Source organism: Pseudomonas ekonensis, from assembly GCF_019145435.1.
Taxonomy (GTDB): Bacteria; Pseudomonadota; Gammaproteobacteria; order Pseudomonadales; family Pseudomonadaceae; genus Aquipseudomonas; species Aquipseudomonas ekonensis.
The window spans coordinates 853,681-876,137 of sequence record NZ_JAHSTS010000001.1; the positions used below are offsets into that span (position 1 = coordinate 853,681).

Annotated in this window: 25 protein-coding genes and 2 pseudogenes; 18 read left to right on the top strand and 9 right to left on the bottom strand. The window is 64.8% G+C overall.

The annotated features are described in order from the left end of the window. Positions 1-540: a peptide deformylase gene (gene def, locus KVG96_RS03880; protein WP_217890886.1), complete on the top strand. Its 540-nt coding sequence runs from the start codon at positions 1-3 to the stop codon at positions 538-540. A gap of 53 nt (positions 541-593) precedes the next feature. Here the strand turns inward: def and KVG96_RS03885 are convergent, their stop codons facing one another. After that, positions 594-1,013, bottom strand: a complete 420-nt coding sequence (locus KVG96_RS03885; protein ID WP_217890887.1) for a GNAT family N-acetyltransferase — start codon at positions 1,011-1,013, stop codon at positions 594-596. 120 nt (positions 1,014-1,133) lie between these two features. Between KVG96_RS03885 and KVG96_RS03890 the strand changes: the two genes are divergently transcribed. From KVG96_RS03890 to KVG96_RS27770, 6 genes and pseudogenes are all read left to right on the top strand, one after another. Beyond that, complete coding sequence (locus KVG96_RS03890; protein WP_217890888.1) at positions 1,134-2,075, top strand: fatty acid desaturase; 942 nt, start codon at positions 1,134-1,136, stop codon at positions 2,073-2,075. Between the two features lie 193 nt (positions 2,076-2,268). Further along, on the top strand, positions 2,269-3,060 hold the full coding sequence (locus KVG96_RS03895) for a phosphate/phosphite/phosphonate ABC transporter substrate-binding protein (protein ID WP_217890889.1): 792 nt from the start codon (positions 2,269-2,271) through the stop codon (positions 3,058-3,060). A gap of 126 nt (positions 3,061-3,186) precedes the next feature. Then, the gene (locus KVG96_RS03900) at positions 3,187-3,735 is read left to right on the top strand and encodes a sigma-70 family RNA polymerase sigma factor (RefSeq protein WP_217890890.1); all 549 of its coding nucleotides are present in this window, start codon (positions 3,187-3,189) and stop codon (positions 3,733-3,735) included. Continuing rightward, positions 3,732-4,745: an ABC transporter substrate-binding protein gene (locus KVG96_RS03905; RefSeq protein WP_217890891.1), complete on the top strand. Its 1,014-nt coding sequence runs from the start codon at positions 3,732-3,734 to the stop codon at positions 4,743-4,745. Before KVG96_RS03900 ends, KVG96_RS03905 begins: the two co-directional genes overlap by 4 nt. 649 nt (positions 4,746-5,394) lie before the next feature. Beyond that, positions 5,395-6,060: pseudogene (locus KVG96_RS27765) on the top strand (PAS domain-containing protein); the annotation flags it as partial. Between the two features lie 117 nt (positions 6,061-6,177). Beyond that, positions 6,178-6,609, top strand: a pseudogene (locus KVG96_RS27770) (methyl-accepting chemotaxis protein); the annotation flags it as partial. Positions 6,610-6,724: 115 nt separating this feature from the next. Here the strand turns inward: KVG96_RS27770 and KVG96_RS03915 are convergent. Together KVG96_RS03915 and KVG96_RS03920 are read right to left on the bottom strand one after the other, a co-directional pair. Further along, entirely contained in the window at positions 6,725-7,282 is a 558-nt protein-coding gene (locus KVG96_RS03915; protein ID WP_217890893.1) for a hypothetical protein, read from the bottom strand. A gap of 147 nt (positions 7,283-7,429) precedes the next feature. After that, a complete protein-coding gene (locus KVG96_RS03920) occupies positions 7,430-7,861 on the bottom strand; it encodes a PACE efflux transporter (RefSeq protein ID WP_217890894.1) in 432 nt (143 codons plus the stop codon). Positions 7,862-7,981: 120 nt separating this feature from the next. Between KVG96_RS03920 and KVG96_RS03925 the strand changes: the two genes are divergently transcribed. Then, complete coding sequence (locus KVG96_RS03925; RefSeq protein WP_217890895.1) at positions 7,982-8,854, top strand: LysR family transcriptional regulator; 873 nt, start codon at positions 7,982-7,984, stop codon at positions 8,852-8,854. A gap of 57 nt (positions 8,855-8,911) precedes the next feature. On the opposite strand, the gene gntR is transcribed toward KVG96_RS03925, so the two are convergent. Beyond that, on the bottom strand, positions 8,912-9,943 hold the full coding sequence (gene gntR / locus KVG96_RS03930) for an HTH-type transcriptional regulator GntR (RefSeq protein ID WP_217890896.1): 1,032 nt from the start codon (positions 9,941-9,943) through the stop codon (positions 8,912-8,914). A 215-nt stretch (positions 9,944-10,158) separates the two neighbouring features. Between gntR and KVG96_RS03935 the strand changes: the two genes are divergently transcribed. Then, positions 10,159-10,692, top strand: a complete 534-nt coding sequence (locus KVG96_RS03935) for a gluconokinase (RefSeq protein WP_217890897.1) — start codon at positions 10,159-10,161, stop codon at positions 10,690-10,692. Between the two features lie 82 nt (positions 10,693-10,774). After that, positions 10,775-12,127 (top strand): GntP family permease, encoded by a 1,353-nt coding sequence (locus KVG96_RS03940; RefSeq protein WP_217890898.1) that lies wholly within the window; start codon positions 10,775-10,777, stop codon positions 12,125-12,127. Positions 12,128-12,182: 55 nt separating this feature from the next. Here KVG96_RS03940 and alaC read toward each other — a convergent pair whose 3' ends face one another. After that, positions 12,183-13,400, bottom strand: coding sequence for an alanine transaminase (gene alaC / locus KVG96_RS03945; protein WP_217890899.1), 1,218 nt, complete (start codon positions 13,398-13,400; stop codon positions 12,183-12,185). Between the two features lie 139 nt (positions 13,401-13,539). Here alaC and KVG96_RS03950 point away from each other — a divergent pair, with 139 nt between their 5' ends. The 3 genes from KVG96_RS03950 (at position 13,540) to KVG96_RS03960 (ending at position 15,571) form a co-directional block, all read left to right on the top strand. Continuing rightward, complete coding sequence (locus tag KVG96_RS03950; protein WP_217890900.1) at positions 13,540-14,202, top strand: LysE family translocator; 663 nt, start codon at positions 13,540-13,542, stop codon at positions 14,200-14,202. Positions 14,203-14,270: 68 nt separating this feature from the next. Next, positions 14,271-14,765 carry a GyrI-like domain-containing protein gene (locus KVG96_RS03955; protein WP_217890901.1) on the top strand — a complete coding sequence of 165 codons (495 nt, stop codon included), beginning with the start codon at positions 14,271-14,273 and terminating at the stop codon, positions 14,763-14,765. A gap of 317 nt (positions 14,766-15,082) precedes the next feature. Then, complete coding sequence (locus KVG96_RS03960) at positions 15,083-15,571, top strand: GNAT family N-acetyltransferase (protein ID WP_217890902.1); 489 nt, start codon at positions 15,083-15,085, stop codon at positions 15,569-15,571. A gap of 205 nt (positions 15,572-15,776) precedes the next feature. On the opposite strand, the gene KVG96_RS03965 is transcribed toward KVG96_RS03960, so the two are convergent. Together KVG96_RS03965 and KVG96_RS03970 are read right to left on the bottom strand one after the other, a co-directional pair. After that, a complete protein-coding gene (locus KVG96_RS03965; RefSeq protein ID WP_217890903.1) occupies positions 15,777-16,382 on the bottom strand; it encodes a pyridoxamine 5'-phosphate oxidase family protein in 606 nt (201 codons plus the stop codon). An 18-nt stretch (positions 16,383-16,400) separates the two neighbouring features. Beyond that, positions 16,401-16,880: a GNAT family N-acetyltransferase gene (locus KVG96_RS03970; RefSeq protein WP_217890904.1), complete on the bottom strand. Its 480-nt coding sequence runs from the start codon at positions 16,878-16,880 to the stop codon at positions 16,401-16,403. 144 nt (positions 16,881-17,024) lie between these two features. Between KVG96_RS03970 and KVG96_RS03975 the strand changes: the two genes are divergently transcribed. From KVG96_RS03975 to KVG96_RS03985, 3 genes are all read left to right on the top strand, one after another. After that, positions 17,025-17,450, top strand: a complete 426-nt coding sequence (locus KVG96_RS03975) for a YybH family protein (RefSeq protein WP_217890905.1) — start codon at positions 17,025-17,027, stop codon at positions 17,448-17,450. Between the two features lie 67 nt (positions 17,451-17,517). Continuing rightward, the gene (locus KVG96_RS03980; RefSeq protein WP_085580618.1) at positions 17,518-17,862 is read left to right on the top strand and encodes a YciI family protein; all 345 of its coding nucleotides are present in this window, start codon (positions 17,518-17,520) and stop codon (positions 17,860-17,862) included. Between the two features lie 3 nt (positions 17,863-17,865). Next, the gene (locus tag KVG96_RS03985; RefSeq protein WP_217890906.1) at positions 17,866-19,101 is read left to right on the top strand and encodes an RNA polymerase sigma factor; all 1,236 of its coding nucleotides are present in this window, start codon (positions 17,866-17,868) and stop codon (positions 19,099-19,101) included. Positions 19,102-19,160: 59 nt separating this feature from the next. Here the strand turns inward: KVG96_RS03985 and KVG96_RS03990 are convergent, their stop codons facing one another. Then, a complete protein-coding gene (locus KVG96_RS03990) occupies positions 19,161-19,886 on the bottom strand; it encodes an SDR family oxidoreductase (RefSeq protein ID WP_217890907.1) in 726 nt (241 codons plus the stop codon). Positions 19,887-19,996: 110 nt separating this feature from the next. Here KVG96_RS03990 and KVG96_RS03995 point away from each other — a divergent pair, with 110 nt between their 5' ends. Beyond that, a complete protein-coding gene (locus tag KVG96_RS03995; RefSeq protein WP_217890908.1) occupies positions 19,997-20,833 on the top strand; it encodes a LysR family transcriptional regulator in 837 nt (278 codons plus the stop codon). A gap of 96 nt (positions 20,834-20,929) precedes the next feature. Here the strand turns inward: KVG96_RS03995 and KVG96_RS04000 are convergent, their stop codons facing one another. Next, positions 20,930-21,784, bottom strand: coding sequence for a LysR family transcriptional regulator (locus KVG96_RS04000; RefSeq protein ID WP_217890909.1), 855 nt, complete (start codon positions 21,782-21,784; stop codon positions 20,930-20,932). 89 nt (positions 21,785-21,873) lie between these two features. On the opposite strand from KVG96_RS04000, the gene KVG96_RS04005 reads away from it, so the two are divergent. Then, entirely contained in the window at positions 21,874-22,311 is a 438-nt protein-coding gene (locus KVG96_RS04005) for a multidrug/biocide efflux PACE transporter (RefSeq protein ID WP_217890910.1), read from the top strand. The last annotated feature ends 146 nt before the right edge of the window (positions 22,312-22,457 follow it).

The following is a 22,457-nucleotide window of genomic DNA, read 5'->3' on the forward strand; positions in this document are numbered from 1 at the left end:
ATGATCCGTGAAATCCTGAAGATGGGCGACGAGCGCCTGCTGCGCATCGCGCCGCCGGTGCCGGCCGAGATGTTCGACACCCCTGAACTGTGGCAATTGATCGACGACATGTTCCAGACCATGGAAAGCGTCGGCGGCGTCGGGCTGGCGGCGCCGCAGATCGGCGTCGACCTGCAGCTGGTGATCTTCGGCTTCGAGCGCAGCGAGCGTTACCCGGACGCCGAAGCGGTGCCGCAGACGATCCTGATCAACCCGCTGATCACGCCGTTGAGTCCGCTGACGGAAGAGGGCTTCGAGGGCTGCCTGTCGGTGCCCGGCCTGCGTGGCGCGGTGGACCGCTATCAGCGGATCCGCTATGAAGGCGTCGACCCCAAGGGCCAGCCGATCGTGCGCACGGCGTCGGGTTTCCATGCGCGGGTGGTGCAGCATGAGTGCGACCACCTGATCGGCCGGCTGTACCCGTCGCGCATCACCGATTTCAGCAAGTTCGGTTTCACCGAGGTGATGTTCCCGGACCTCGATCCCAGCGCCGACGACTGATTCCGGATCTGCAGGAGCCAGCAGGCTGGCGCCTGCATGAGAATCCCGACCGGTCAGCTTCGGCGCGGCTCAAGCCCCATCGCAATCATCGGCTTGCTGCGCGCATAGCGGCTCAGGCGTTCGGCCAGGGCGTAGGGCAGGGCGGTGTCGACGCTGAACCCCTGCCGCTCGTAGAAACCCCGCAAATCCGGATGGCAGAACAGCCACACCGGTTCATCCAGACCGTTCACCGCCTCGCCCGTCAGCCTGGCCGCGAGGCCCTGTGCGCGGCAGTCGGGCGCAACGAACAAGCCGGTCAGCCAGTGCCCGCCGGCCACCGGCCGCAGGCACAGCGCAGCGACGATCTCTTCACGCCGGGCCACCCACAGCTGCGCTTCGCGCACCGCTTTCATCGACGAGCCGTGGGCGCGGTAGAACTTGTTCATCAGCGGCCAGGACAGGGCGTCGAGCCGGGCGTACAGGGTGTCGGGCATGGTGGGGCACCGGGCTGGCGAAAGGGGCGGATTATACGGCGCGCATCCTCGGAAAAATAATCTGCAAGATTGGCGGGGCCCGTTGCACAGAAGAAGGTGAATCCTGTGCCGAGCCCTGCCATGCCCCACTATTTCGACGATGACCATCGCCAGCAGATCGAAGCCCTGCGCCGACGCTTCACCGCCCGCACCGAATGGCCGACCTGGCTGTTGCTGATCGGCGTTTACGGTGCCTGGTTCGCCGTGATGCTGGGCAGCGGCTGGCTCGGCCTCGGCTGGAGCACCGCGCTGCTGATCCCGTTGCTGGTGCTGTGGCTGTCGGTGCAGCACGAACTGCTCCACGGCCACCCGACCCGCTCGGTGGCGCTGAACAAGCTGCTGGGCTATGCGCCGTTCGCGGTCTGGTATCCGTACACCCTCTACCGCGACAGCCACCTGCTGCACCATCGCGACGAAGACCTGACCGTGCCCGGCATCGATCCCGAAAGCCGCTACCTGAGTGCCGAACGCTGGCGCGGCAGTTCGCTGCTCGGGCGCAGCCTGCACTGGCTGAACAAGACCGTGCTCGGCCGCTTCATCCTCGGCGCGCCGCTGGCGTTGCTGGCGCTGGCCGGCGAAGAGCTGGACCGCCTCAGGCGCGGCGATCTCCAGGCCTGGCGCATGTGGCTGACCCATGGCGCCCTGACCGTGCTGATGCTGGTGTTCATCGCCCGTTGCAGCGTGTTGCCGGTGTGGCATTACCTGTTGCTGATCAGCGTGCCGGCGCTGTCGGTGGCCATGATCCGCTCCTACTACGAACACCGCCCGCACGAGCGTCCGGAGCAGCGCACGGTGCTCAACGAAGCGGGATGGCCATGGCGCTGGCTGTTCCTGAACCTCAACTTTCACCTGGTGCACCATGACCTGCCGAAGCTGGCGTGGTACGACCTGCCCGAGGCCTACCGGATGCGCCGGGCGCAGTGGGTGGCGCGCAGCGGCGGGTTCGTGGTGCAAGGGTACGGGCAGTTGTGGCGCAGGCATGGGCTCAAGCCGATCGACAGCCCTGAGCATCCCTTTCACTGAACTGACTTGCGGCGGCCATGCTGACGCCTTCGCGGGCAAGCCCGCTCCCACATTGACCGCGTCGCGCACAAGACCTGCGGGAGCGGGCTTGCCCGCGAAGGCGATGTCAACGCCAGGCAAATGTTCGATGATCCACCGCCATCGCGAGCCGGCTCGCGCCTACACTGGAAATTCGCTGAATGGATGACCGTTCATGACCCGACGCCACGCCGAACTCTTGATGTACACGGCCCCGGAACCGATCCGCGCCGCCAACGAACGCTGGCTGGCGCACATCCTCGAGCACCTGGGGCACAGCCGCCTGAGCGCCGAAGGCCTGTCGCTGCCGGAACTCTGGCTGTCCCCGGACCTGCTGCTGACCCAGACCTGCGGCTATCCGCTGATGACGGCGTTGAGCGGCCGGGTGCGCCTCGTCGGACGGCCCCGCTACGAGCTGCCCGACAGCAGCGCCGGCCTCCATTGCAGTCTGATCCTCGCCCGGGCCGCCGATCCGCGCAGCACCCTGGCGGACTTTCGCGGCAGTCGCGGGGTGATCAACAGCGACGATTCCAACAGCGGCATGAACCTGCTGCGCCAGCGCCTGGCGCCGCTGCAGCGTGAGGGGAGGTTCTTCGGATCGGTCGGGCACAGCGGCGGCCACCGCGAGAGCCTGCGTTGGCTGCGGGAGGACCGTGCGGATCTGGCGGCCATCGACAGCGTGACCTACGCCTGCCTGGCGCGATATGCCGCCGACGAGGTCGAGGGGCTGCGGGTGGTGGAGCGCAGCGCAGCGAGCCCGACCTTGCCCTTCATCACCCGGCTCGGCACCACGGACGAGCAGGCCGAAAGCCTGCGCCAGGCGATGAACCGGGCGCTGAGAGAACTGCCGGACGTGGCGCAGACCCTCGGTCTGCCGGAGGTGCTGCAGGCCAGCGAAAGCGATTACCGGATCCTGCTCGGCTATCGGGACGAGGCTCAGGCGTTGGGTTATGGCCGTGTGCAGTAGCGGCTTCATCAATTCAAATTTGGAATATAAAAATTCTTTTTAAGTATTTTTAACGCATAAGGCGCCTTGCTAGGATCGCGCCACCGGACAACCGGACATACCGCGACCCTAACCCAAGGAGCCCACATGTCCGGCGCCGTCCTGTCCCGTCGTCACCCCGTCGAAGGCCTGTTCCGGGCCCATTACCGCTGGCTGTGCGCACGCCTGCGGCAGCACCTGAACGATGCCGCCGGCGTCGAGGACATCGCCGCCGAAACCTTTGCCCAATTGCTCGAGTCCTCCGGCCCCGACGCGATCCGCGAACCCCGCGCCTTGCTCATCACCATCGCCCGGCGCCTGTTGTACCGGCGCTGGCGGCGGGCCGACCTTGAGCGGCGTCACCTCGATGCCCTGCATCCGTGCGAGCCGCAGGCCAGCGCGTCTCCCGAAGAGCTGGCGCAGCTGTCGCAGACCCTCGGCCGCCTGGACCGCAGCCTCAAACGCCTGCCGGGCAAGGTGCGCTCGGCCTTCCTGCTGGCCCGGGTCGATGGCCTCACCTATCCGCAGATCGCCGCTGAACTGGGCATTTCCCAGCGCTCGGTGAGCGACTACATGACCCGTTCCCAGGCCCTGTGCGACCGCCACAGCGCCAACCAACCCCTGATCCGCCCCCTACAGAACAAGAGGTCCGCATGAGATCGATCAAAACACTGCTCGGTGGTTCGCTGCTCGCCCTGAGCCTGACCGCCGGCCACGCCGTGGCCACCGAGAAAAACGCGCCGATCCATTTCGGCGACATCACCTGGGAGAGCGGCAGCTTCATCACCGAAGTGCTGCGCCTGATCGTCGAGAAGGGTTACGGCTACCCCACCGACACGTTGCCGGGCAGCACCGTCAGCCTGGAAGCGGCGCTGGCGAAGAACGATATCCAGGTGATCGGCGAAGAGTGGGCCGGGCGCAGTCCGGCGTGGGTGAAGGCGGCCGCCGAGGGCAAGGTGTTCGGCCTGGGCGACACGGTCAAGGGCGCCACCGAAGGCTGGTGGGTGCCGGAATACGTGATCAAGGGCGACCCGGAGCGCGGCATCAAGCCGTTGGCGCCGGAGCTGAAGTCGGTGGAGGACCTGCCGCGCTACAAGGATGTGTTCCGCGATCCGGAAGACCCGAGCCGCGGGCGATTCCTCAACAGCCCGACCGGCTGGACGTCGGAGATCGTCAACAGCCAGAAGCTCAAGGCATACGCGCTGACCGACAGTTTCGTCAACTTCCGCACCGGTTCCGGCGCGGCGCTGGATGCCGAAGTGGCATCGTCGATCAAGCGCGGCAAACCGGTGCTGTTCTACTACTGGTCGCCGACGCCTTTGCTGGGCCGCTACAAACTGGTCAAGCTCGACGAGCCGCCGTTCGACGCCGAAGCCTGGAAGACCCTGGCCGACGCCAGCAACCCGAACCCCAAGGGCACCCGTTCGATGCCGGCCAGCCTGGCCATCGGCGTGTCGGCGCCGTTCAAGGCGCAGTACCCGGACCTGGTGGCGTTTTTCGAGAAGGTCGATTTTCCGATCGACCAGCTGAACCGCACCCTGGCGGGCATGAGCGAGAAACGCCAGCCGCCGCGCCAGGTCGCCGAAGCGTTCCTGCGCGATCAGCCGCAGGTGTGGACGCCATGGGTGCCGGCGCAGGTGGCCAGCAACGTGACGGCGGGCCTCTGAAGTTCACTGACGGCAAATAGGGCAGGCGCGCGGCCCAATGATCGGGGCACTTCCCATCCACCGATGCGTCCTGCGCGGACGTATCGGCCACCTTCTTCCTGACAACATTCCGCTGAACCGTTTCTTGTTCATTTAGCCCTCGGTACTGGCCGACTAATGGCCTTGCGTCGGGTATTGCCCTGTCTATGCTCACGTGTAACTAACTATGTCGATCGCAATTAAATGCGATTCGACCGCAAACAGTTAGTGGCTGAACAATAGCTGCCAGAGTGCGCAATTAAAGGCACCGACACTGAACCGACAAGGAGCATCTGTTAAATGGAAGTTCTCGTGCATGTTAGGGTTGGCCCGCGTGCGGGCTATCAAGAGAAGGATGTCTTGATAAGAACGTCGCCACATGGACGCTCGGATTAAACATCATTTATCACCTGACAACTTCCTCCTGTGGAGGAAGGCGTGTGCCTGTTCTGTGGAACGTAGTGGTGGATCTTGAAAGACCTGAACTTTCATCAAATCAAAAGACCGCGCGGAAGGTGACAGAAACATGTTCAACCTACATCACAAGGCTGACCTGCAGGAAATCGAACGTTTCAGTTGTGCCCTGACCGAAGCCAACGCCAAGTTGGCGGCCATCAGCGGGTCGATGGCCATGATCGAATTCACCCCCGAGGGCATCGTGCTGGATGCCAACGAAAACTTCTGCCGGACCATGGGCTACGGCGCCGACGAGGTGCGCGGCAAGCATCACCGGATTTTTTGCGAGGAAGCGTTCTACCGCAGCGAAGAGTACGCGAAGCTGTGGCGCGACCTGGCCCGTGGGGAGCCGATCAGCGGCACGTTCCTGCGCTTGCACAAGAGCGGCCGGGAAATCTGGCTGGAAGCCAGTTACATGCCCGTGTTCGGCCCGGACAAACAAGTGCGCAGCGTGATCAAAGTGGCGTCGGACATCACCGACCGCGTCAACAAGGAGCACGAAGAGGAAAACATGCTCGCGGCGATCAGCCGTTCCATGGCGGTGATCGAGTTCACGCCCGAAGGCAATGTCATCACCGCCAACGAAAACTTCCTCAAGACCATGCAGTATTCGCTCAATGAGATCATCGGCCACCACCACAGCCTGTTCTGTCACCGGGCCGAGGCCGAGTCGGCGCAGTACAAGGCGTTCTGGGCGTCGCTCAACCGCGGCGAATACCACTCGCACCGCTTCGAGCGCAAGAACAAGTCCGGGCAGACGGTGTACCTCGAAGCTTCCTACAACCCGCTGTTCGACGCCAAGGGGCGCTTGTACAAAGTGGTGAAGTTCGCCAGCGACATCACCCACCAGATGAACACGTTGCAGACCGCTGCGGAGTCGGCCCACAGCACTTCGGTGCAAAACGACGCCTGCGCGCAAAAGGGCTCGCAGGTCGTGCAGCAGACCGTGCAGATCATCCAGGACATCTCCCGCGACCTCAACGAAGCGGCGCTGAGCATCGATGCGGTGAGCAAGCAGTCGGACATCATCGGCACCATCGTCCAGACCATTCGTGGCATCGCCGACCAGACCAACCTGTTGGCGCTCAACGCGGCCATCGAGGCGGCGCGGGCGGGGGAGCACGGGCGCGGGTTCGCGGTGGTGGCGGACGAGGTGCGCAGCCTGGCGGCGCGGACCAGTCAGGCGACCCTGGAAATCGTCGAAGTGGTGCGCAAGAACCACGACCTGTCGTTGAGCGCGGTGTCGAGCATGCAGTCGAGCCTGAGCCGCACGGGGCTCGGGGTGGAATTGGCGAACGAGGCGGGGGATGCGATCCGCGAGATCCAGCAGGGGTCACGGCATGTGGTGGATGCGATCAGTCAGTTCAACGAGACGTTGCAGTTGAACTGACGACTCGACTTGCCAGCGATGGCGTGGTGTCAGTTGACCTGATTGCCGAATGACACACCGCCATCGCCAGCAGGCTGGCTCCTACAGTTTTACCTTTGCGACTGATTCAAGGTGCTCAGAGCGAGGCGAGGAACTTGTCCGCCATCTTGTCGCTGTCCTTGATGTCGTTGACGTTCTCTTTGTCCGATTGCGCCAGTTTCATCTTGTCCTGCAGGCGCTGGGCGATTTCCTTGCCGATGGCCAGTTGCTTCTCCGGCGGCATGGCTTTGATGTCGTCCTCGGTCAGGCCCATTTCCTTCAGGATGCTGTCGCGCAGGCGCTGCTCCGGCGACTTGCTCATGTAGTCCTTGAACTCTTCGGTGGCGCTCTTGGCGGTGGTCTTGGCGCCGGACGCGTCGCTGGTCTGCAGGCCGACGCGGGTCTTGGCGAAGGCTTCGTCGACGTTGTCGCTGATGCGGTTGGCTTCGCTGACCTGCTGGGTGGCGACCTGGGTGGCCGAAGCCTGCACCTTGCTGGCGGTTTCGGTGGACTGCACCGGGGCCTGATTCTGCAGGGTCTGCAGCATGGCGCCGTGAAGGCCGCTCTGCAGGCCGGCGGCTGCGGTGGCCGTGGCGTCCTCGGAAAGGCGCTTGGGCAGGTGGATGATTGCCTGTTGTTTAGCACTGACCAACATGATGGATGGGCCTGTAGGTAATGACTGACCCGGGTGAAGCAGCAATTACCATGCCCATCTGCAAATACTAATAAAATCAAAGGCTTGAGTGTTTTAACTGTCGGGTTAACGGTCAGCCCTTGCCGCTGGCGGCAGGGGTCTTCCGCCTCAGGCCGGATCCGGCAGCGCCGAGGCCGGCAGGCCGAATACCCGGTCGAACAGCCAGTTGAAGGCAAACGTGTAGCAGGGGATGAACACGATCAGCGCCAGGTCCAGCAGGAAGGCCTGCACCAGGCTGATGTCCATCCACCAGGCGATCAGCGGAATCAGGAACACGATCAGCGTCAGTTGGAAACCCACGGCATGGGCGATGCGCCGTTTGACCGTGCGCGTGCGGGACTTCTGCAGGCTTTCCCAACGCTCGAACAGCGAGGTGTAGATGAAGTTCCAGGTCACGGCGATGGTGGTGATGATCACCGCCAGGGGGCCGGTGCTGCCGGGGGAGGTGCCGGACAGCAGCGCCAGGCCGAGGGCGGAGAAGGTCATGCCGATCACTTCGTAGAGCGACACGTAGACCAGTTTGCGTTTGACGCCTTGCATGGGGATTGCCTCTTTCTTGCGACTGACGGCCAGCGGGGCTGGCCAAGTCGGCGAAAGATAGCTTCAATGTTCGTGACAGAAAAAGTCAGAAGCTTTCAGGTTTATTGATAGGTGACAAGTTTGAATTTCAGCAGCGACAGCATCGAACTGTTCCTGGCGGTGATCGAGCGCGGCTCGTTTTCCGCCGCCGCCCGGGCCTTGGGCAAGGTGCCGTCGGCGGTGAGCATGGGCATCGGCAACCTGGAGGCCGAGCTTGGGTATCCGTTGTTCGACCGCCGTCACCGTGAGCCGCAGCCCACGGCGATGGCCCTGTCGCTGGTGCCTCACGCGCGGCTGATCGCCGAGCAGCTCAAGCAGTTGCAGGTGCACGCGGTGCAGTTGTCGCTGGGGCTGGAGAGCAGGCTGTCGATCGGCGTGGCGGCGGACATCGACCGGCGCCGGCTGATGGCGGCGATCAAGGTGCTCGCCGGGCGTCATCCGCTGCTGGACGTCGAAGTGCTGACCGCCCCGCAGGATGACGTGCTGGCGATGCTGCACAGTGGGCGGGTCAGCGTGTGCCTGGCGTTCGCCGGGCTGAGCATGAACGTGCTGGAGCGGTTTCAGTTCGTCGGCAGCGAACGAATGATCGCCACTTTGGCGGCGGACAGTCCGCTGTGGCAGGGGCAGGATCTGTTTCTGGAGGATCTGGTGCACGTGCGGCAGATCGTCGTCGCCAGCCGCGACCTGCCGGTCAGCGACACGCGCCCGCGGGTGGCCGAGTCCCATTGGCGCACCGACAGCCTGGCTACGGCCCTGGAGATGGTCGAGGCGGGATTGGGCTGGGGCAACTTTCCCTTGTCGGTGATGCAGCCGTGGCTCGATGCGGGGCGGCTCAAGCGGCTGAATTTCCGCAATATCGAAAACGGCCTGGTGCTGCCGGTGCATGCGGTGTGGCTGCGGCGTCAGCCGTTGCAGAAGGGGGCGTTGGCGCTGGTCGAGTTGCTCGGCCAGTGAGAATCCTGTGGCGAGGGAACTTGCTCCCTCGCCACGGGTAATCTTTCAGCCTTGGGGTCAGGTGCTTTCGCGGATTTTCAGCTCAAAGCCCATGTCTTCCACCGGCCGCAGCACGTTGTTGCCGGCCATCAGGGTCAGCATCTGTTCCGCCGCGCGACGGCCAATGGCTTCGCGCGGGGTGCTGATGCTGCTCAGGCGCGGCACCATGTGTTCCGAGGCGGGCAGGTCGTTGAAACCGAGGATCGCCACCTGCTCGGGGACCTTGATCCCGTGGCGCAGGGCTTCGAGCAACGCGCCCTGGGCCAGGTCGTCGTTGCCGAAGAAGATCGCGTCGACGTCCGGATGCGCCGCCAAGAGTTGCAGGAACAGCTCGCCCCCCAGGCCCACGGACGAGGCGCGCGGGGTCAGCACTTCCAGGTCCGGGTCGTACAGACCGGCCTTCTGCACGGCGCGGCGGAAACCTTCGCCGCGCAGCAGGGTGCGCTGGTCGAGCTGCGCGCCGATGTAGGCCAGGCGCTTGCGCCCGCGGGACAACAGGTGTCCGGCGGCGGTCTCGCCGGCGCTGAGCTGGGAGAAACCGACGCAGTTCACCCCGGCGGCGCTGTCCAGTTCCATCATGTAGACGCAGGGGATGTTGCTGGCCTCGATCATCCGCCGCGAGCTTTCGGTGCGGTCGAAGCCGGTCAGCAGCAGACCGCGCGGCTGGTACGCCATGTAGTTGCGCAGCAGTTTCTCTTCTTCGTCGCGGGAGTAGTGGAAGTTGCCGATCAGCACTTCGAAGCCCTTGGGCGTCAGCACCCGATGAATGGCTTCCAGGGTGTCGATGAACAGCAGGTTGGACAACGAGGGCACCAGGACCACCACCGAATGGCTCTGGGCCGAGGCCAGGGCGCGGGCGGCGGGGTTGACCACGTAGTTGAGGTCGAGGGCGGCTTTCTGCACCTTTTCCACCAGTTCCGTGGCGACGGTGCTGACCCCGCGCAGCGCGCGCGACGCGGTGATCGGGCTGACCCCGGCCAGGCGGGCGACTTCATTGAGGGTGGGACGGCCGGTGGTGCGGGTGTTTTTATCGTTCTTGGGGGTGGTCATCGGGCGGCTTGCCAAACAAAAATCAAGGCACTAAGGTAGCGCTGTCCTTTTGCAGCTGCAAATGCGTGAGCGAGGCTTGCCTGATCCTCGCTCTTTGGCGTGGGGCATCAACCTGCTGCAACCCAAAAAAACGACAAGAAGGCGTCGGCAATGTCTGCCTGTGCACTAGAGTCATAGCTAGCAAAGGTAGCGCTGTCTGCGCGCTGAGGTGTTACATGAATCATCCCATCACCGCCCTGGTCATCATGGGCGTTGCCGGTTGCGGCAAGACGTGCGTCAGCCAGGCCCTGTGCCAGTTGAGCGGCGCCACTGCCATTGAAGGCGATACTTTCCATCCGGCCGCGAACATCGACAAGATGAGCGCGGGGATCCCCCTGAACGATGAAGACCGCGCCGGCTGGCTCGACAGCCTGTGCGATGAGCTGCGCCGCGTCGACGCATTGGGCGAGCGCCCGGTGCTGACCTGCTCGGCGCTCAAGCACGCCTACCGCGAACGCCTGCGCAGCGCCTTGCCGGGCCTGGGCTTCGTGTTCCTCGAACTGACCCCCGAAGTGGCCGCCGACCGCGTGTCCCACCGGCCGGGCCACTTCATGCCGGCCACGCTGATCGAAAGCCAGTTCGCCACGCTCGAATCGCCCAAGGGCGAACCGCTGACCCTGGCGCTTGACGCCTCGGTGCACAGCGTCGACGAGCTGGCCGCCCAGGCCCATCAATGGTGGCTGGTCAACGGTCTGAAACAGGCGGTATGACTGTGTTCGAAGAGATAGCGCTGTCCTCCCGACTTCTGATCAACCCGCTTTAATAACAACAACAAACCAGGAGACACCCCCTATGTTTGGCATGTCCCACGACGCCTACCTGCTGCTCGATGCAGTGGTCACGGTGATCGGGCTTATCGTCCTGATCACCAAGTTCAAGATCCACCCCTTCATCGCCCTGACCATCGCCGCCGCGTTCCTCGGCCTGACCTCCGGCATGCCCATCGGCACCATCATCAAGGCGTTCCAGGACGGCTTCGGCGGCGTGCTCGGTTTCGTCGGCATCATCCTGGCGCTGGGCACCATGCTCGGCAAGATGATGGCCGAGTCCGGCGGCGCGGACCAGATCGCCCAGACCCTGATCCGCGCCTTCGGCAAGGACAAGGTGCAGTGGGCGATGATGTTCGCCGCGTTCCTGGTGGGCATTCCGCTGTTCTTCGAGATCGGCTTCGTGCTGCTGATCCCGCTGGTGTTCATCGTCGCCCGGCGCACCGGCGTGTCGATCATCAAGATCGGCATCCCGCTGCTGGCCGGCCTGTCCGCCGTGCACGGCCTGGTGCCGCCGCACCCGGGCCCGCTGCTGGCCATCGGCGTGTTCGGCGCCGACATCGGCAAGACCATCCTGTACGGCCTGATCGTCGCGCTGCCGACCGCCATCATCGCCGGGCCGATCTTCGGTACGTTCATCGCCAAGCACATTCCGGGTCACCCGAACCAGGAACTGGTGGACCAACTGGCCCGCGAGACCGACTCGACCGACCTGCCGAGCTTCGGCATCACCTTGCTCACCGTGCTGCTGCCGGTGTTCCTGATGCTGCTCAAGACCTTCGCCGACGTGGCGCTGCCGGACGGCCATTTCTTCCGCACCTGGATGGACATGATCGGCCACCCGATCTCGGCGCTGCTGCTGGCGTTGCTGCTGTCGCTGTACACCTTCGGCTACAAGCAGGGCATCGGCTCGAACCAGATGCTCAAGTGGCTCGACGCGAGCCTGGCGCCGACCGCCGCGATCATCCTGATCATCGGCGCCGGCGGCGGCTTCAAGCAGATGCTGGTGACCAGCGGCGTGGGTGATGTGATCGGCCACATGGCGGTCAGCGCGCAGATCTCGCCGATCCTGCTGGCCTGGCTTGTGGCGGCGGTGATCCGCATCGCCACCGGTTCGGCCACCGTGGCGACCATCACCGGCGCCGGCATCGTGGTGCCGGTGGTGGGGATGATCCCGGGCGTCAACCGTGAGCTGCTGGTGCTGGCCACCGGCGCCGGTTCCCTGATCCTGTCCCATGTCAACGACGCCGGCTTCTGGCTGGTCAAGCAGTACTTCAACATGACCGTGGCGGAAACCTTCAAGACCTGGACGGCGATGGAAACCATCCTGTCGGTGGTCGGCCTGGGCTTCATCCTGCTGCTGTCGCTGTTCGTTTAAGCGATCCGGCAGGCACAAAAAAACCGCAGCGATGCGGTTTTTTTGTGGGGGGCGTTCAGCCAGCGGTCTTCGGGGCCAACCCGTCCGCCCGGAACATCCCGCGGATCCCGCGCACGGCCTGGCGGATCCGGTCCTGGTTCTCGATCAGCGCGAAGCGCACGTGATCGTCGCCGTACTCACCGAAGCCGACGCCTGGCGACACGCAGACCTTGGCCTCGGCCAGCAGCTTCTTGGCGAACTCCAGCGAGCCCAGGTGCGCGTAGGCCTCGGGGATCTTCGCCCAGACGTACATCGAAGCCTTCGGGTTCTCGACCATCCAGCCCAGTTCGTGCAGGCCCTTGACCAGCACGTTGCGCCGCTGGCGGTACTGCTCGGCGATGTCGCGCACGCATTGCCGGTCGCCTTCCAGCGCCGCGATGGCCGCCACCTGCAGCGGGGTGAAGGTGCCGTAGTCGTGGTAGCTCTTGATCCGCGCCAGGGCGCTGACCAGTTCCGGGTTGCCGACCATGAAGCCGATGCGCCAGCCGGCCATGTTGTAGCTCTTGGACAGGGTGAAGAACTCCACCGCGATGTCCTTGGCGCCGGGCACCTGCATGATCGACGGGGCCTTCCAGCCGTCGTAGACGATGTCGGCGTAGGCCAGGTCGTGCACCACCAGTACGTCGTACTGCTTGGCGAGGGCGATCACCCGTTCGAAGAAGTCCAGCTCCACGCACTGGGCGGTGGGGTTGGACGGAAAGCCGAGGATCATCATCTTCGGTTTCGGGATCGAGCCGCGGATGGCCCGCTCAAGCTCGGCGAAGAAGTCCACGCCGGGCACCAGCGGCACCGAACGCACCTGGGCGCCGGCGATCACGGCGCCGTAGATGTGGATCGGGTAGCTCGGGTTGGGCACCAGCACCGTGTCGCCCTGGTCCAGGGTCGCCAGCATCAGGTGCGCCAGGCCTTCCTTGGAGCCGATGGTGACGATGGCTTCGCTTTCCGGGTCGATCTCGACCTCGTAGCGTTCCTTGTACCAGTTGGAGATCGCCCGGCGCAGGCGCGGAATGCCCTTGGACGTGGAATAGCCGTGGGTGTCTTCGCGCTGGGCGACGGTGACGAGTTTCTCGACGATGTGCGGCGGCGTGGCGCCGTCGGGGTTGCCCATGCTCAGGTCGATGATGTCTTCGCCACGGCGGCGGGCGGCCATCTTCAGCTCGGCGGTGATGTTGAAGACGTAAGGGGGGAGTCGATCGATGCGCGCAAAGCGGCGCGGCGAACCTTGTTCAGCCATTGTTGCCTCGGATAACGTAAGCGCCCGGAACCGTCCGAGCGACGCTGGTCACTGCGGTGACCTGTGGCGGAAGATAAGTGCAGTGATGGCAGGCTGTCCAGCGTGCACGACAACAATTTTTTCCCAAGGAAAACGGTCAATGGAATTCACCAGCGGCTTCTTGCTGAGCCTTTCGCTGTGCCTGGATATCGGCGTGGCCAACATCGCGATGATCACCCTGGCGATGCAGCGCGGCTATTTTCAAGGCTTCGCGCTGGGCCTCGGCACCTGCGTCGGCGACCTGGTCTACGCGGTGCTGGCGCTGGCCGGAATGACGGTCCTGCTGCAGTACGAAACCGTGCGCTGGACGCTGTGGATCGGCGGCTCCGCGCTGTTGGTCTACTTCGCGGCGAAGATGATCTATTCGGCGATTCACCACGAAGCGCTGCTGGCTGAGACGGCTGAGGTGAGCCAGAACTCCCACCGCAAGGAATTCTTGCGCGGGATCTTTCTCGCCATGTCGTCGCCCAGCGCCATCCTCTGGTTCGCGGCGGTGGGTGGCACGCTGATCGCCCGCTCCGGTGGCGGCGGTCCTTTGAGCTCGGCGCTGTTCCTCGGCGGCTTCCTCTGCGCCGGGCTGCTGTGGTCGGCGGGGCTGTGCTTCGCCGCGAGCCATGGCGGCAAGCTGCTGGGTGACAAGCTGTTGCGCTATTCCTACCTGGCATCTGCAGCGATCTTCTGCTATTTCGCGGTCTACGTGATCGTATCCGGTTATAACGAATTCGTCGGTTCCGGCGCCGCCGAGGCCCTGCATTCGCTGTGAATGTGCGAATCGGGTTTGGCTTCTATACTCCCAGCCGAACCCACTTTTTTCGTTCAAGGAGTCGAGTCATGGATGAGCAGAAACGCGTCGAAGTGGCTGAACCTCGCTTCGAACATGGACACTTCCTGCTGATTGCAGGCTTTCGCGATCGCTTCACCAAAGAGACTGTTCAAGACATCCCCGCGCTATGGGAAAAACTGATCCCGCACATCGGAAACATTCCGGGGCAGAAGGGCGAAGTGACCTACGGCGTTTGCAGCAATTTCGACGGCAACGGCGGTTTCGATTACATGGCCGGGGTCGAAATCCGCAAGCTGGACGACTTCCCACAGGAAAAGTATCCGTGGATCGAAATCCTCCCGCGCCAGTACGCGGTGTTCGAACACAAGGGTTCGCTGGATCTGTTGCCGCAGACCATAGACTACATCTACAACACCTGGCTGCCGGCGTCCGGGTACAAAGGGCTCAACGCCCCGGAGCTGGAACGCTACAGCGCCGATTTCAATCCGAAGCTCAAGACCGGCAAGCTGGAAATCTGCGTCCCGGTCGAAAAGAAAACCTGATCGGCAACCGGCAGCGCGAATCCGTTTCGCGCTGCCGGTCGAGCCTTACTTGCCCTTGATCCGTCGCGCCCGCCACAGGTCGATGCCCAGGGTGACGAAGCCGAAGAAGCTGATGCCCAACACCATCAACAAACCGATTTCCACGCTGCTCATAAACGGTTCCCCCCTCGGGTGATCAGAGTCAGGCGTCAGAAATAGACCGTCCCGAATCCGAAGAAAAGCGCTTATACGCAGGCTTTACGCCGCCCTTGCGGATCGATATGAACACCTTATTCCTTTATCCTTGGCGGCCCTGTCTTCACTGATTCCGAGCCGCCATGAACCCCGTCATCCGCCACGTCACCGCCGCCGACCTGGATCGCTGCTACGCCATCGAAACCCTCGCCTACGAAGGCGACGAGGCCGCCACCCGCGAGAAGATCGCCACCCGCATCGCCACCTGGCCGGACGGTTTCATCGTCGCCGAGGTGGACGGTGCCGTGGCCGGGTTCGTCAACTCCGGTGCGGCGTTCGAGGTGCAGATGTCGGACGAGGCCTTCAAGGAATTGATCGGCCACGACCCGGCCGGCCCCAACGTGGTGATCATGTCGGTGGTGGTGCACCCGGACTATCAGGGGCAAGGCCTGGCCAAGCGGCTGATGACCGCGTTCATCGAACGCATGCGCGGTTTGGGCAAGGTGACGATCCATCTGATGTGCAAGGAACGGCACATTCCGCTGTACGCCGGATTCGGTTTTGCCTACATCAAACCGTCCGAGTCCGACCATGGCGGGATGGCGTGGCACGAGATGATCCTGACGCTCTGAGAGCGCTGTCGGCTGACGGACCGCTATCGCGGGCAGGCCCGCTCCCGCAGGGTTCCTTTGTGGGAGTGACTGTGCGTTGATGCCATCGCCAGCGGAAAGGCTCCCACATTGGATCGGGGCGGTCGCAGACTCTGCATCCAACCGAGCCCCCTGTGGGAGCGGGCTTGCCCGCGATGGCGTCAGCGAGGACGCTGCATAACCTGGCTCAGTACAGCGAGCTCTGCACCCGCGCCGGCGCTTCGCGGTCATAGGCTTCGGCGTCGAACTGGCCATCGTTGAGCCGCTTGTGGAAAGCCCCCGCGCTGGGCAGCGCCGAGCGCGGCAGGTGGGTGTCGGGGTTCCACGCATCCGAGCGCACGAACGCTTTGGCGCAATGGAAAAACGCCGCCTCCACCGTCACCAGCAGCACCGTGCGCGCCGGCTTGCCGTTGACGGCGAAGCTGGCCAGCAGCTCGGGCTCGGCGCTGATGGCGGCCGTGCCGTTGACCCGCAAGGTCTCGCCGATGCCGGGAATGATGAACAGCAGCGACACCCGCGGATCGTGCAACACGTTGCGCAGCGTATCGATGCGGTTGTTGCCCGGCCGGTCCGGCAGGGCCAGGGTGCGCTCGTCGAGGATCCGCACGAAGCCTGCCGTATCGCCGCGCGGTGAGCTGTCGAGGCCGTCGGCGCCCGCGGAGCTGACGATCACCAGCGGCGAGAGCCGCACCATCGCCTGGTAGTCCTCGTTGAGAAAGCCGATCTGCTTGCGCACCGCACGCTCGTGGGGCAGGCCGTAGAGGGCTTCCAGGGCTTCAATCGAATCGATCATCGTGCGTTCCTCCAGGGTTCAGAACACCAGGCCCATGCGCCGTTCGTAGCCGACCCGGCCCAGGACCGCCTGGCCGCTGTCGACGAAACCGTGCCGGGCATACAGCGCGATGGCCGCGTCGTTGTCGGCGTCCACCGCCAGTTGCAGGCCCTTGATCTGCGGCCAGGCCTGGCGCGCGGCCTCGGGCAGCGCTTGCAGGCAGGCCTTGCCGTAACCCCGGCCCTGGGCGCGGCGGTCGACTTGAAGCGCATGCAAGGTGGCGCTGTGTTCGTCGGCCCAGTCCGGCAGCGCCGGCGGACGTTTGAGCAGCAGGAAGGCGACGGGCACGTCTTCGTCCAGCAGGGCAAAGCCCTTCACGCCTGCATGGGTGTGCAGGGTCTGCAGGGCGGTGTGGATGTCGCCGGAATACTTGATCTGCCCGGGATGGATTTCGATCGTCTCGAGCTGCTGGCGCTGGGCGGCATTCAGGCTGTCGTACGGCACGAGTCTGGCTGACACGGGAATTTCCTTTTTCCTACGAAGTTGAGCAACGGATTCTACCGAGCAGAGTGAGGGCGAAACATTTAATTTTCGAGTCCTGTCGATCCGGCGGATCACCGAACGACTAAGGGTGTCTTCCAACAACAATCACGGAGAACACCCATGAACGCACAAGCGCAGATCCAGACCCTGATCGACACCTACCGCCAGGCCGTCATGTCCAAGGACGTGGACAAGGTCATGGCCCTCTACGCCGACGACATCGTCTCCTTCGACGCGATCAAGGCCCTGCAATTCAAGGGCAAGGCCGCCTACCGCGCCCATTGGGTCGCCTGCATGGAAATGTGCCCCGGCCCGCACATCTTCGAGTTCCACGAAGTCGCCATCGAGACCTCGGACAGCATCGCTTTCGCCCATTGGGTGGCCAACTGCGGCGGCACCAACGACAAGGGCGAAACCCAGAGCTGCTGGATGCGGGTCACCGCGTGCTACCGGCTGGCGGGCGGCGCATGGCGGATCGTCCACGAGCACTGGTCGGCCCCGTTCGACCCGATGAGCGGCGCGACCCTGTTCGACGTGCAGCCGTAAGCGGCGCGCGGTTCGCCAAAGCGCCGATCTGCGGCCATAGTTGATCCGTCCGGTTCAGGAGTGAGCGATGAAATACCTATGCCTGGTGTACAGCGACGAGCGCCTGCTGCACTCGTCGCCCGACAGCCCCGAAGACGCCGAATGCTGGGCGTATGCCGAGTCGATCCAGGGCAGCGGCCGGATGGTCGCCGCCGAGGCGCTGGAGTCGGTGCAGACCGCCACCACGGTGCGCATGCGCAACGGCAAGGTGTCGGTCACCGACGGCCCGTTCGCCGAAACCAAGGAGCAGTTGGCCGGCTTCTACCTGATCGACGCCCGGGATCTCAACGAAGCCATTCAGGTCGCCGGGCACATTCCGGCGGCCCGGGTCGGTTGCGTCGAGGTGCGCCCCGTCCGTCAGCTGAACGTCTGACCCATGGCGGACGCAGCGGTCCGGGCGCGGGTCGAGCAGGTCTACCGCGAAGATTCGCGGCGGATCCTGGCGACGCTGATCCGCCTGCTGGGGGATTTTGACCTCGCCGAAGAGGCCTTGCACGAGGCGTTCTTCGTCGCGGTCGAGCGCTGGCAGCGCGACGGCGTGCCCGACAATCCGCGCACCTGGCTGGTGTCCACCGGGCGCTTCAAGGCCATCGACGTGCTGCGCCGCCGCGCGCGGTTCAGGGCGTCGCGGCCCTTGCTGCTGGCCCAGGTGGAAGAACTGGAGCAGGCCCAGTGGAGCGACGAAGACGTGGAAGACGACCGCCTGCGGCTGATGTTCACCTGTTGCCACCCGGCCCTGGCGGCGGATGCGCAGGTGCCGCTGACCCTGCGGGAAGTCTGTGACCTCACCACCGAGGAAATCGCCCGGGCGTTCCTGTCGGCGCCGGCGACGATCGCCCAGCGCATCGTGCGGGCCAAGGCCAAGATCCGTGACGCGAAGATCCCCTATCAGGTGCCGAGCCTGAGTGAACTGCCTGAGCGGCTGGACAGCGTGCTGCGGGTGATCTACCTGGTGTTCAACGAAGGCTATTCGGCTTCCGACGGCGCGCAGGTCGTGCGCGAAGACCTGACGCGCGAAGCGATCCGCCTCGGCCGGTTGCTGATGGAGCTGTTGCCGGAGCCGGAGGTCATGGGCCTGTTGGCGCTGATGCTGCTGCATGAGTCGCGGCGGGCGGCGCGGACGTCGCCCGAGGGCGAGCTGATTCTGCTGGAGAACCAGGACCGCGCGCGCTGGGATGCGCAATTGATCGCCGAGGGCGGCGCGCTGGTCGAGCGGGCGTTGACCACCCGGCGGTTCGGGCCGTACTGCCTGCAAGCGGCGATAGCGGCGGTGCATGCCGAGGCGCCGACGGCGGCCGAGACCGACTGGGCGCAGATCGTCGGCCTGTACGACGTGCTGCTGCGGGCGACGCCGTCGCCGGTGATCGAGCTGAACCGGGCGGTGGCGGTGGCCAAGCGCGACGGGGCGCTGGCCGGGCTGACGCTGATCGAAGGGATCCTGGAGCGCGGCGAATTGCAGGATTACCACCTGGCGCATTCGGCGCGGGCGGAGTTCTGCCGGCAACTGGGGCGAACCGACGAGGCGCGGACGGCGTATGCGCGGGCACTGGAACTGACCCGGCAGGCACCGGAGCGGCGGTTCATCGAGGGGCGCTTGCGCGAGTTGGGCTGAGCCTTGAGGACCATCGCCAGGCCGCTGACGATGGGGTCCTCAAGAGCGGCAGCGATGCATCAGGCCTGCTGCCGGGTCGCCGCCATGACGATTTCGCGGATGCACACGCCTTGCGGCTGCTCATACGCATAGGCAATCGCGGTGGCCACGTCCTCGGCGCTGAGCACGGTGCCGCCCATGTCCTGTTTCCAGGCCTGGTAGCCGGTCTTGATCGCTTCGTCCGTGGTGTGGCTCAGCAGTTCGGTCTCCACCGCCCCCGGCGCAATGGTGGTGACGCGCACGTTGTGCGGCGCCAGTTCCTCGCGCAGGTTCTCCGACAGCCCGTGCACGGCGAACTTGGTGCCGACGTACGCCACGTGGTTGGGGAACGTCTTGCGCCCGGCCACGGAACTGACGTTGATGATCGTGCCGCGCTTGCGTTCGATCATGCCGGCCACCACGGCGTGGATGCCGTTGAGCAGGCCCTTCACGTTCACATCGAGCATGCGCTCCCACTGGGCCGGATCCTGCTGGCTGATCTCACCCAGCAGCATCACCCCGGCGTTGTTGATCAGCGCATCGGCCGGGCCGAACTGCGCCTGGGCTTCGGCGACGGCGGCCAGCACCGCGGTGCGGTCGGTGATGTCGACGCGGCGGCTGAGGGTGTTCGGCAGCGCCAGGGCCTCCAGGCGTTCGATGCGCCGGGCCAGCAGCAGCAGCGGGTGGCCGGCGGCGCTCAGGCGGCGGGCGGCGGCTTCGCCGATGCCGGAACTGGCTCCGGTGACGATGATCAACGGTTTGCTCATGACTGCACTCCTGAAGCAAAAAAACGAATGGCTGGATGTGCGGCGAAGTATATTTAGCCCGTTTCAGGCTGAAAAATGCCTTATTTCTCTGTCTGGTATCGGAACGGTCTATGGATATCCGCCATCTCAAAGCCTTCCTCGCCGTGTTCGAGGAACGCAACATCACCGCAGCGGCGCAGCGCCTGTTCATCAGCCAGCCGACGCTGTCGGTGACGGTCAAACAGCTTGAGGAGGAGCTCGGCGCCACTTTGTTCGTGCGCCAGCCGCGCGGGGTGGAGGTCAGCGACGAGGCGCGCCTTTTGTACCCGCAGGCCCGGCGCATGGTGGCCGAGGCCCAGGCCCTGAGCCGGATGTTCCGCAGCGGCGAACACCGCGTGCCGCTGACCCTGGGCATCGAAGGCGACATCGCCGCCAGCCATATCGAAGCCTTCGTGCGCATGGCCCGCCAGGCCTTGCCTCATCTGCTGCTGACGCTGGAGGAGGGCTGCCTGGGCGACGGTCGGCTGGCGGTCGAAGAGATGTGCTGCGAGGACGAACTGTTCCTGCCGTTGTGGGAGGAGCCCTACGTGCTGGCGCTGCCGGCCGATCACCCGATGGCCGCTGCCGAGGCGGCGTGGGCCCCCATCGAAGACTGGATCACCTGCCCGCAGCATCCGTCCCATCAGCGCCTGATGGCGCTGTACGGCCGTTCGCCTCAGGCCGTGGCCGGGCATGCCGGATCGTTGCGCCAGGCGCTGCACATGGTGGTGGCGGGCATTGGCGCAGCGATGCTGCCGCGCTCGTTGGCGGCCGGGCACGGGCGGGTGGCGGTGCGGGCGCTGCACCTGCCGGCGCCGACCCGGCGGGTGGGCCTGTGCTATGCGGCGCAGGCACTGGAGCTGCCGGCGATGCGCGGGTTGCATGAGTTCTTTCAGGTGAACCGGCCTGCGGTGATCGACGCGGCTTGAGCGGTTGTGTGCGGGGACGCCATCGCGAGCAGGCTTGCTCCCACAAGGGAACGCATTCTTCTGTAGGAGCGAGCCCGCTCGCGATCGGCCGCGCCGCTATTCCAGCATCTGGCTGAGCATCCAGCTTCCCGCCGGCCCCGGCGGAAACTGCCGCGACCACAGCGCATCGACGAACACCGGTTTTGGCCAGCCGCGCACGTTCAGCTCCGTCAACGTACCGTTGCCGAAGCGCCCCACCAGCCAGCGCGGCAGCGGCGCCCAGCCGAACCCGCGCTGGGCCATTTCCAACAGCATCAGGTAGCTGGGCGCCGACCAGACGCGGCCCTTGGCCCGGGAGCCGTAGGGATTGACGATGGTCGCCAGGCGCAGTTCGCGGTGCTGCTCCAGCACCTGCGGATCGATGGACTCCAGCGCCGCCAGCGGGTGTCCGCGTCCGACGAATAGCGCGATCTCAGTGCGCTCGTCCACCGTGGCGGTCTCCAGGTCCGGCGGGTAATGGTCGCGCATCTCGACGAACGCCAGATGGGCCCGGCCCCGTTGCACCAGGGCGATCAGGTCGTCGCATTCGGCGATCAGGCATTCGAGCTCCAGGTCCGGGTAACGCTGTTCGAAGGCGCTGAGCGTCGCTTCGAAGCGGTCGGACTGATAGGTGTCGGAAATCGCCACCGTCAGCTTCGGCTCGACCCCTTGTGCCAGTTGCCGCGCGGTCATTTCCAGGCGGCTGCCGGCCGCCAGGATCGCCTCGGCCCGTTGCAGCATCACATGGCCCGCCGGGGTCAGGGTCGGCTTGCGGCTGCTGCGGTCGAACAGGACCAGGTCCAGGTCGATCTCAAGGCTCGCCACCGCTGCGCTGATGGTCGACTGACTGCGCCCCAGCTTGCGCGCCGCCGCCGAAAACGAGCCCTGGGTCGCGGCCTGGACAAACGCCTGCAGCACTTCTTGAGAGGCCATGAACTATCGCCTTGATCGATGGTTATTGATTAGGAAGTATCGGTGCGGGGTTGGATGATGGCAACCATCATCACTCAAGGAGTCAGGTCATGACGGCCCCTAAATCCATCACTGAACGCATTTGCCAGGCCATCGGTTTCGAGGTGTTGGCGATTCTTGTCTGCACGCCGCTGCTGGCCTGGATCATGGGCAAGCCGCTGCTGGACATGGGCGTGGTCACCGTGCTCGTCGCCGTGTTGGCGCTGTTGTGGAACGTGGTGTTCAACGGCGCGTTCGACCGCGTGCTCAAGCGTTTGCGCATTCGCCACAACGCCTGGGTGCGGGTGGTGCATGCGCTGCTGTTCGAGGGGGGACTGGTGGTGATGGGCGTGCCGCTGATCGCCTGGTGGCTGTCGGTGAGCCTGTGGCAGGCGTTCCTGCTCGACATCGGCGTGCTGCTGTTCTTCCTGCCCTACACCTATGTGTACCACTGGGCGTATGACGTGGTGCGCGAGCGGCTGGTGCTGCGCACTGCCTGCGAGGGCTGAAGGGAACGGCGCCGGCCGGGCCGGCGCCATCGCCAGCAGGCTGGCTCCCACAAGGTTCTGCGGTGAGCACAAAGGTTGCGTTCACCCGGATCCCCTGTGGGAGCCAGCCTGCTGGCGATGACGTCAGTGGGGGCAGGGCAAGGCAA

Excerpts from the sequence above, each read along its gene's own strand:
- def (WP_217890886.1), top strand. The coding sequence starts at position 1 with ATGATCCGTGAAATCCTGAAGATGGGCGACGAGCGCCTGCTGCGCATC.
- KVG96_RS03885 (WP_217890887.1), bottom strand. The coding sequence starts at position 1,013 with ATGCCCGACACCCTGTACGCCCGGCTCGACGCCCTGTCCTGGCCGCTG.
- KVG96_RS03890 (WP_217890888.1), top strand. The coding sequence starts at position 1,134 with ATGCCCCACTATTTCGACGATGACCATCGCCAGCAGATCGAAGCCCTG.
- KVG96_RS03895 (WP_217890889.1), top strand. The coding sequence starts at position 2,269 with ATGACCCGACGCCACGCCGAACTCTTGATGTACACGGCCCCGGAACCG.
- KVG96_RS03900 (WP_217890890.1), top strand. The coding sequence starts at position 3,187 with ATGTCCGGCGCCGTCCTGTCCCGTCGTCACCCCGTCGAAGGCCTGTTC.
- KVG96_RS03905 (WP_217890891.1), top strand. The coding sequence starts at position 3,732 with ATGAGATCGATCAAAACACTGCTCGGTGGTTCGCTGCTCGCCCTGAGC.
- KVG96_RS03915 (WP_217890893.1), bottom strand. The coding sequence starts at position 7,282 with ATGTTGGTCAGTGCTAAACAACAGGCAATCATCCACCTGCCCAAGCGC.
- KVG96_RS03920 (WP_217890894.1), bottom strand. The coding sequence starts at position 7,861 with ATGCAAGGCGTCAAACGCAAACTGGTCTACGTGTCGCTCTACGAAGTG.
- gntR (WP_217890896.1), bottom strand. The coding sequence starts at position 9,943 with ATGACCACCCCCAAGAACGATAAAAACACCCGCACCACCGGCCGTCCC.
- KVG96_RS03935 (WP_217890897.1), top strand. The coding sequence starts at position 10,159 with ATGAATCATCCCATCACCGCCCTGGTCATCATGGGCGTTGCCGGTTGC.
- KVG96_RS03940 (WP_217890898.1), top strand. The coding sequence starts at position 10,775 with ATGTTTGGCATGTCCCACGACGCCTACCTGCTGCTCGATGCAGTGGTC.
- alaC (WP_217890899.1), bottom strand. The coding sequence starts at position 13,400 with ATGGCTGAACAAGGTTCGCCGCGCCGCTTTGCGCGCATCGATCGACTC.
- KVG96_RS03950 (WP_217890900.1), top strand. The coding sequence starts at position 13,540 with ATGGAATTCACCAGCGGCTTCTTGCTGAGCCTTTCGCTGTGCCTGGAT.
- KVG96_RS03955 (WP_217890901.1), top strand. The coding sequence starts at position 14,271 with ATGGATGAGCAGAAACGCGTCGAAGTGGCTGAACCTCGCTTCGAACAT.
- KVG96_RS03960 (WP_217890902.1), top strand. The coding sequence starts at position 15,083 with ATGAACCCCGTCATCCGCCACGTCACCGCCGCCGACCTGGATCGCTGC.
- KVG96_RS03965 (WP_217890903.1), bottom strand. The coding sequence starts at position 16,382 with ATGATCGATTCGATTGAAGCCCTGGAAGCCCTCTACGGCCTGCCCCAC.
- KVG96_RS03975 (WP_217890905.1), top strand. The coding sequence starts at position 17,025 with ATGAACGCACAAGCGCAGATCCAGACCCTGATCGACACCTACCGCCAG.
- KVG96_RS03980 (WP_085580618.1), top strand. The coding sequence starts at position 17,518 with ATGAAATACCTATGCCTGGTGTACAGCGACGAGCGCCTGCTGCACTCG.
- KVG96_RS03985 (WP_217890906.1), top strand. The coding sequence starts at position 17,866 with ATGGCGGACGCAGCGGTCCGGGCGCGGGTCGAGCAGGTCTACCGCGAA.
- KVG96_RS03990 (WP_217890907.1), bottom strand. The coding sequence starts at position 19,886 with ATGAGCAAACCGTTGATCATCGTCACCGGAGCCAGTTCCGGCATCGGC.
- KVG96_RS03995 (WP_217890908.1), top strand. The coding sequence starts at position 19,997 with ATGGATATCCGCCATCTCAAAGCCTTCCTCGCCGTGTTCGAGGAACGC.
- KVG96_RS04000 (WP_217890909.1), bottom strand. The coding sequence starts at position 21,784 with ATGGCCTCTCAAGAAGTGCTGCAGGCGTTTGTCCAGGCCGCGACCCAG.
- KVG96_RS04005 (WP_217890910.1), top strand. The coding sequence starts at position 21,874 with ATGACGGCCCCTAAATCCATCACTGAACGCATTTGCCAGGCCATCGGT.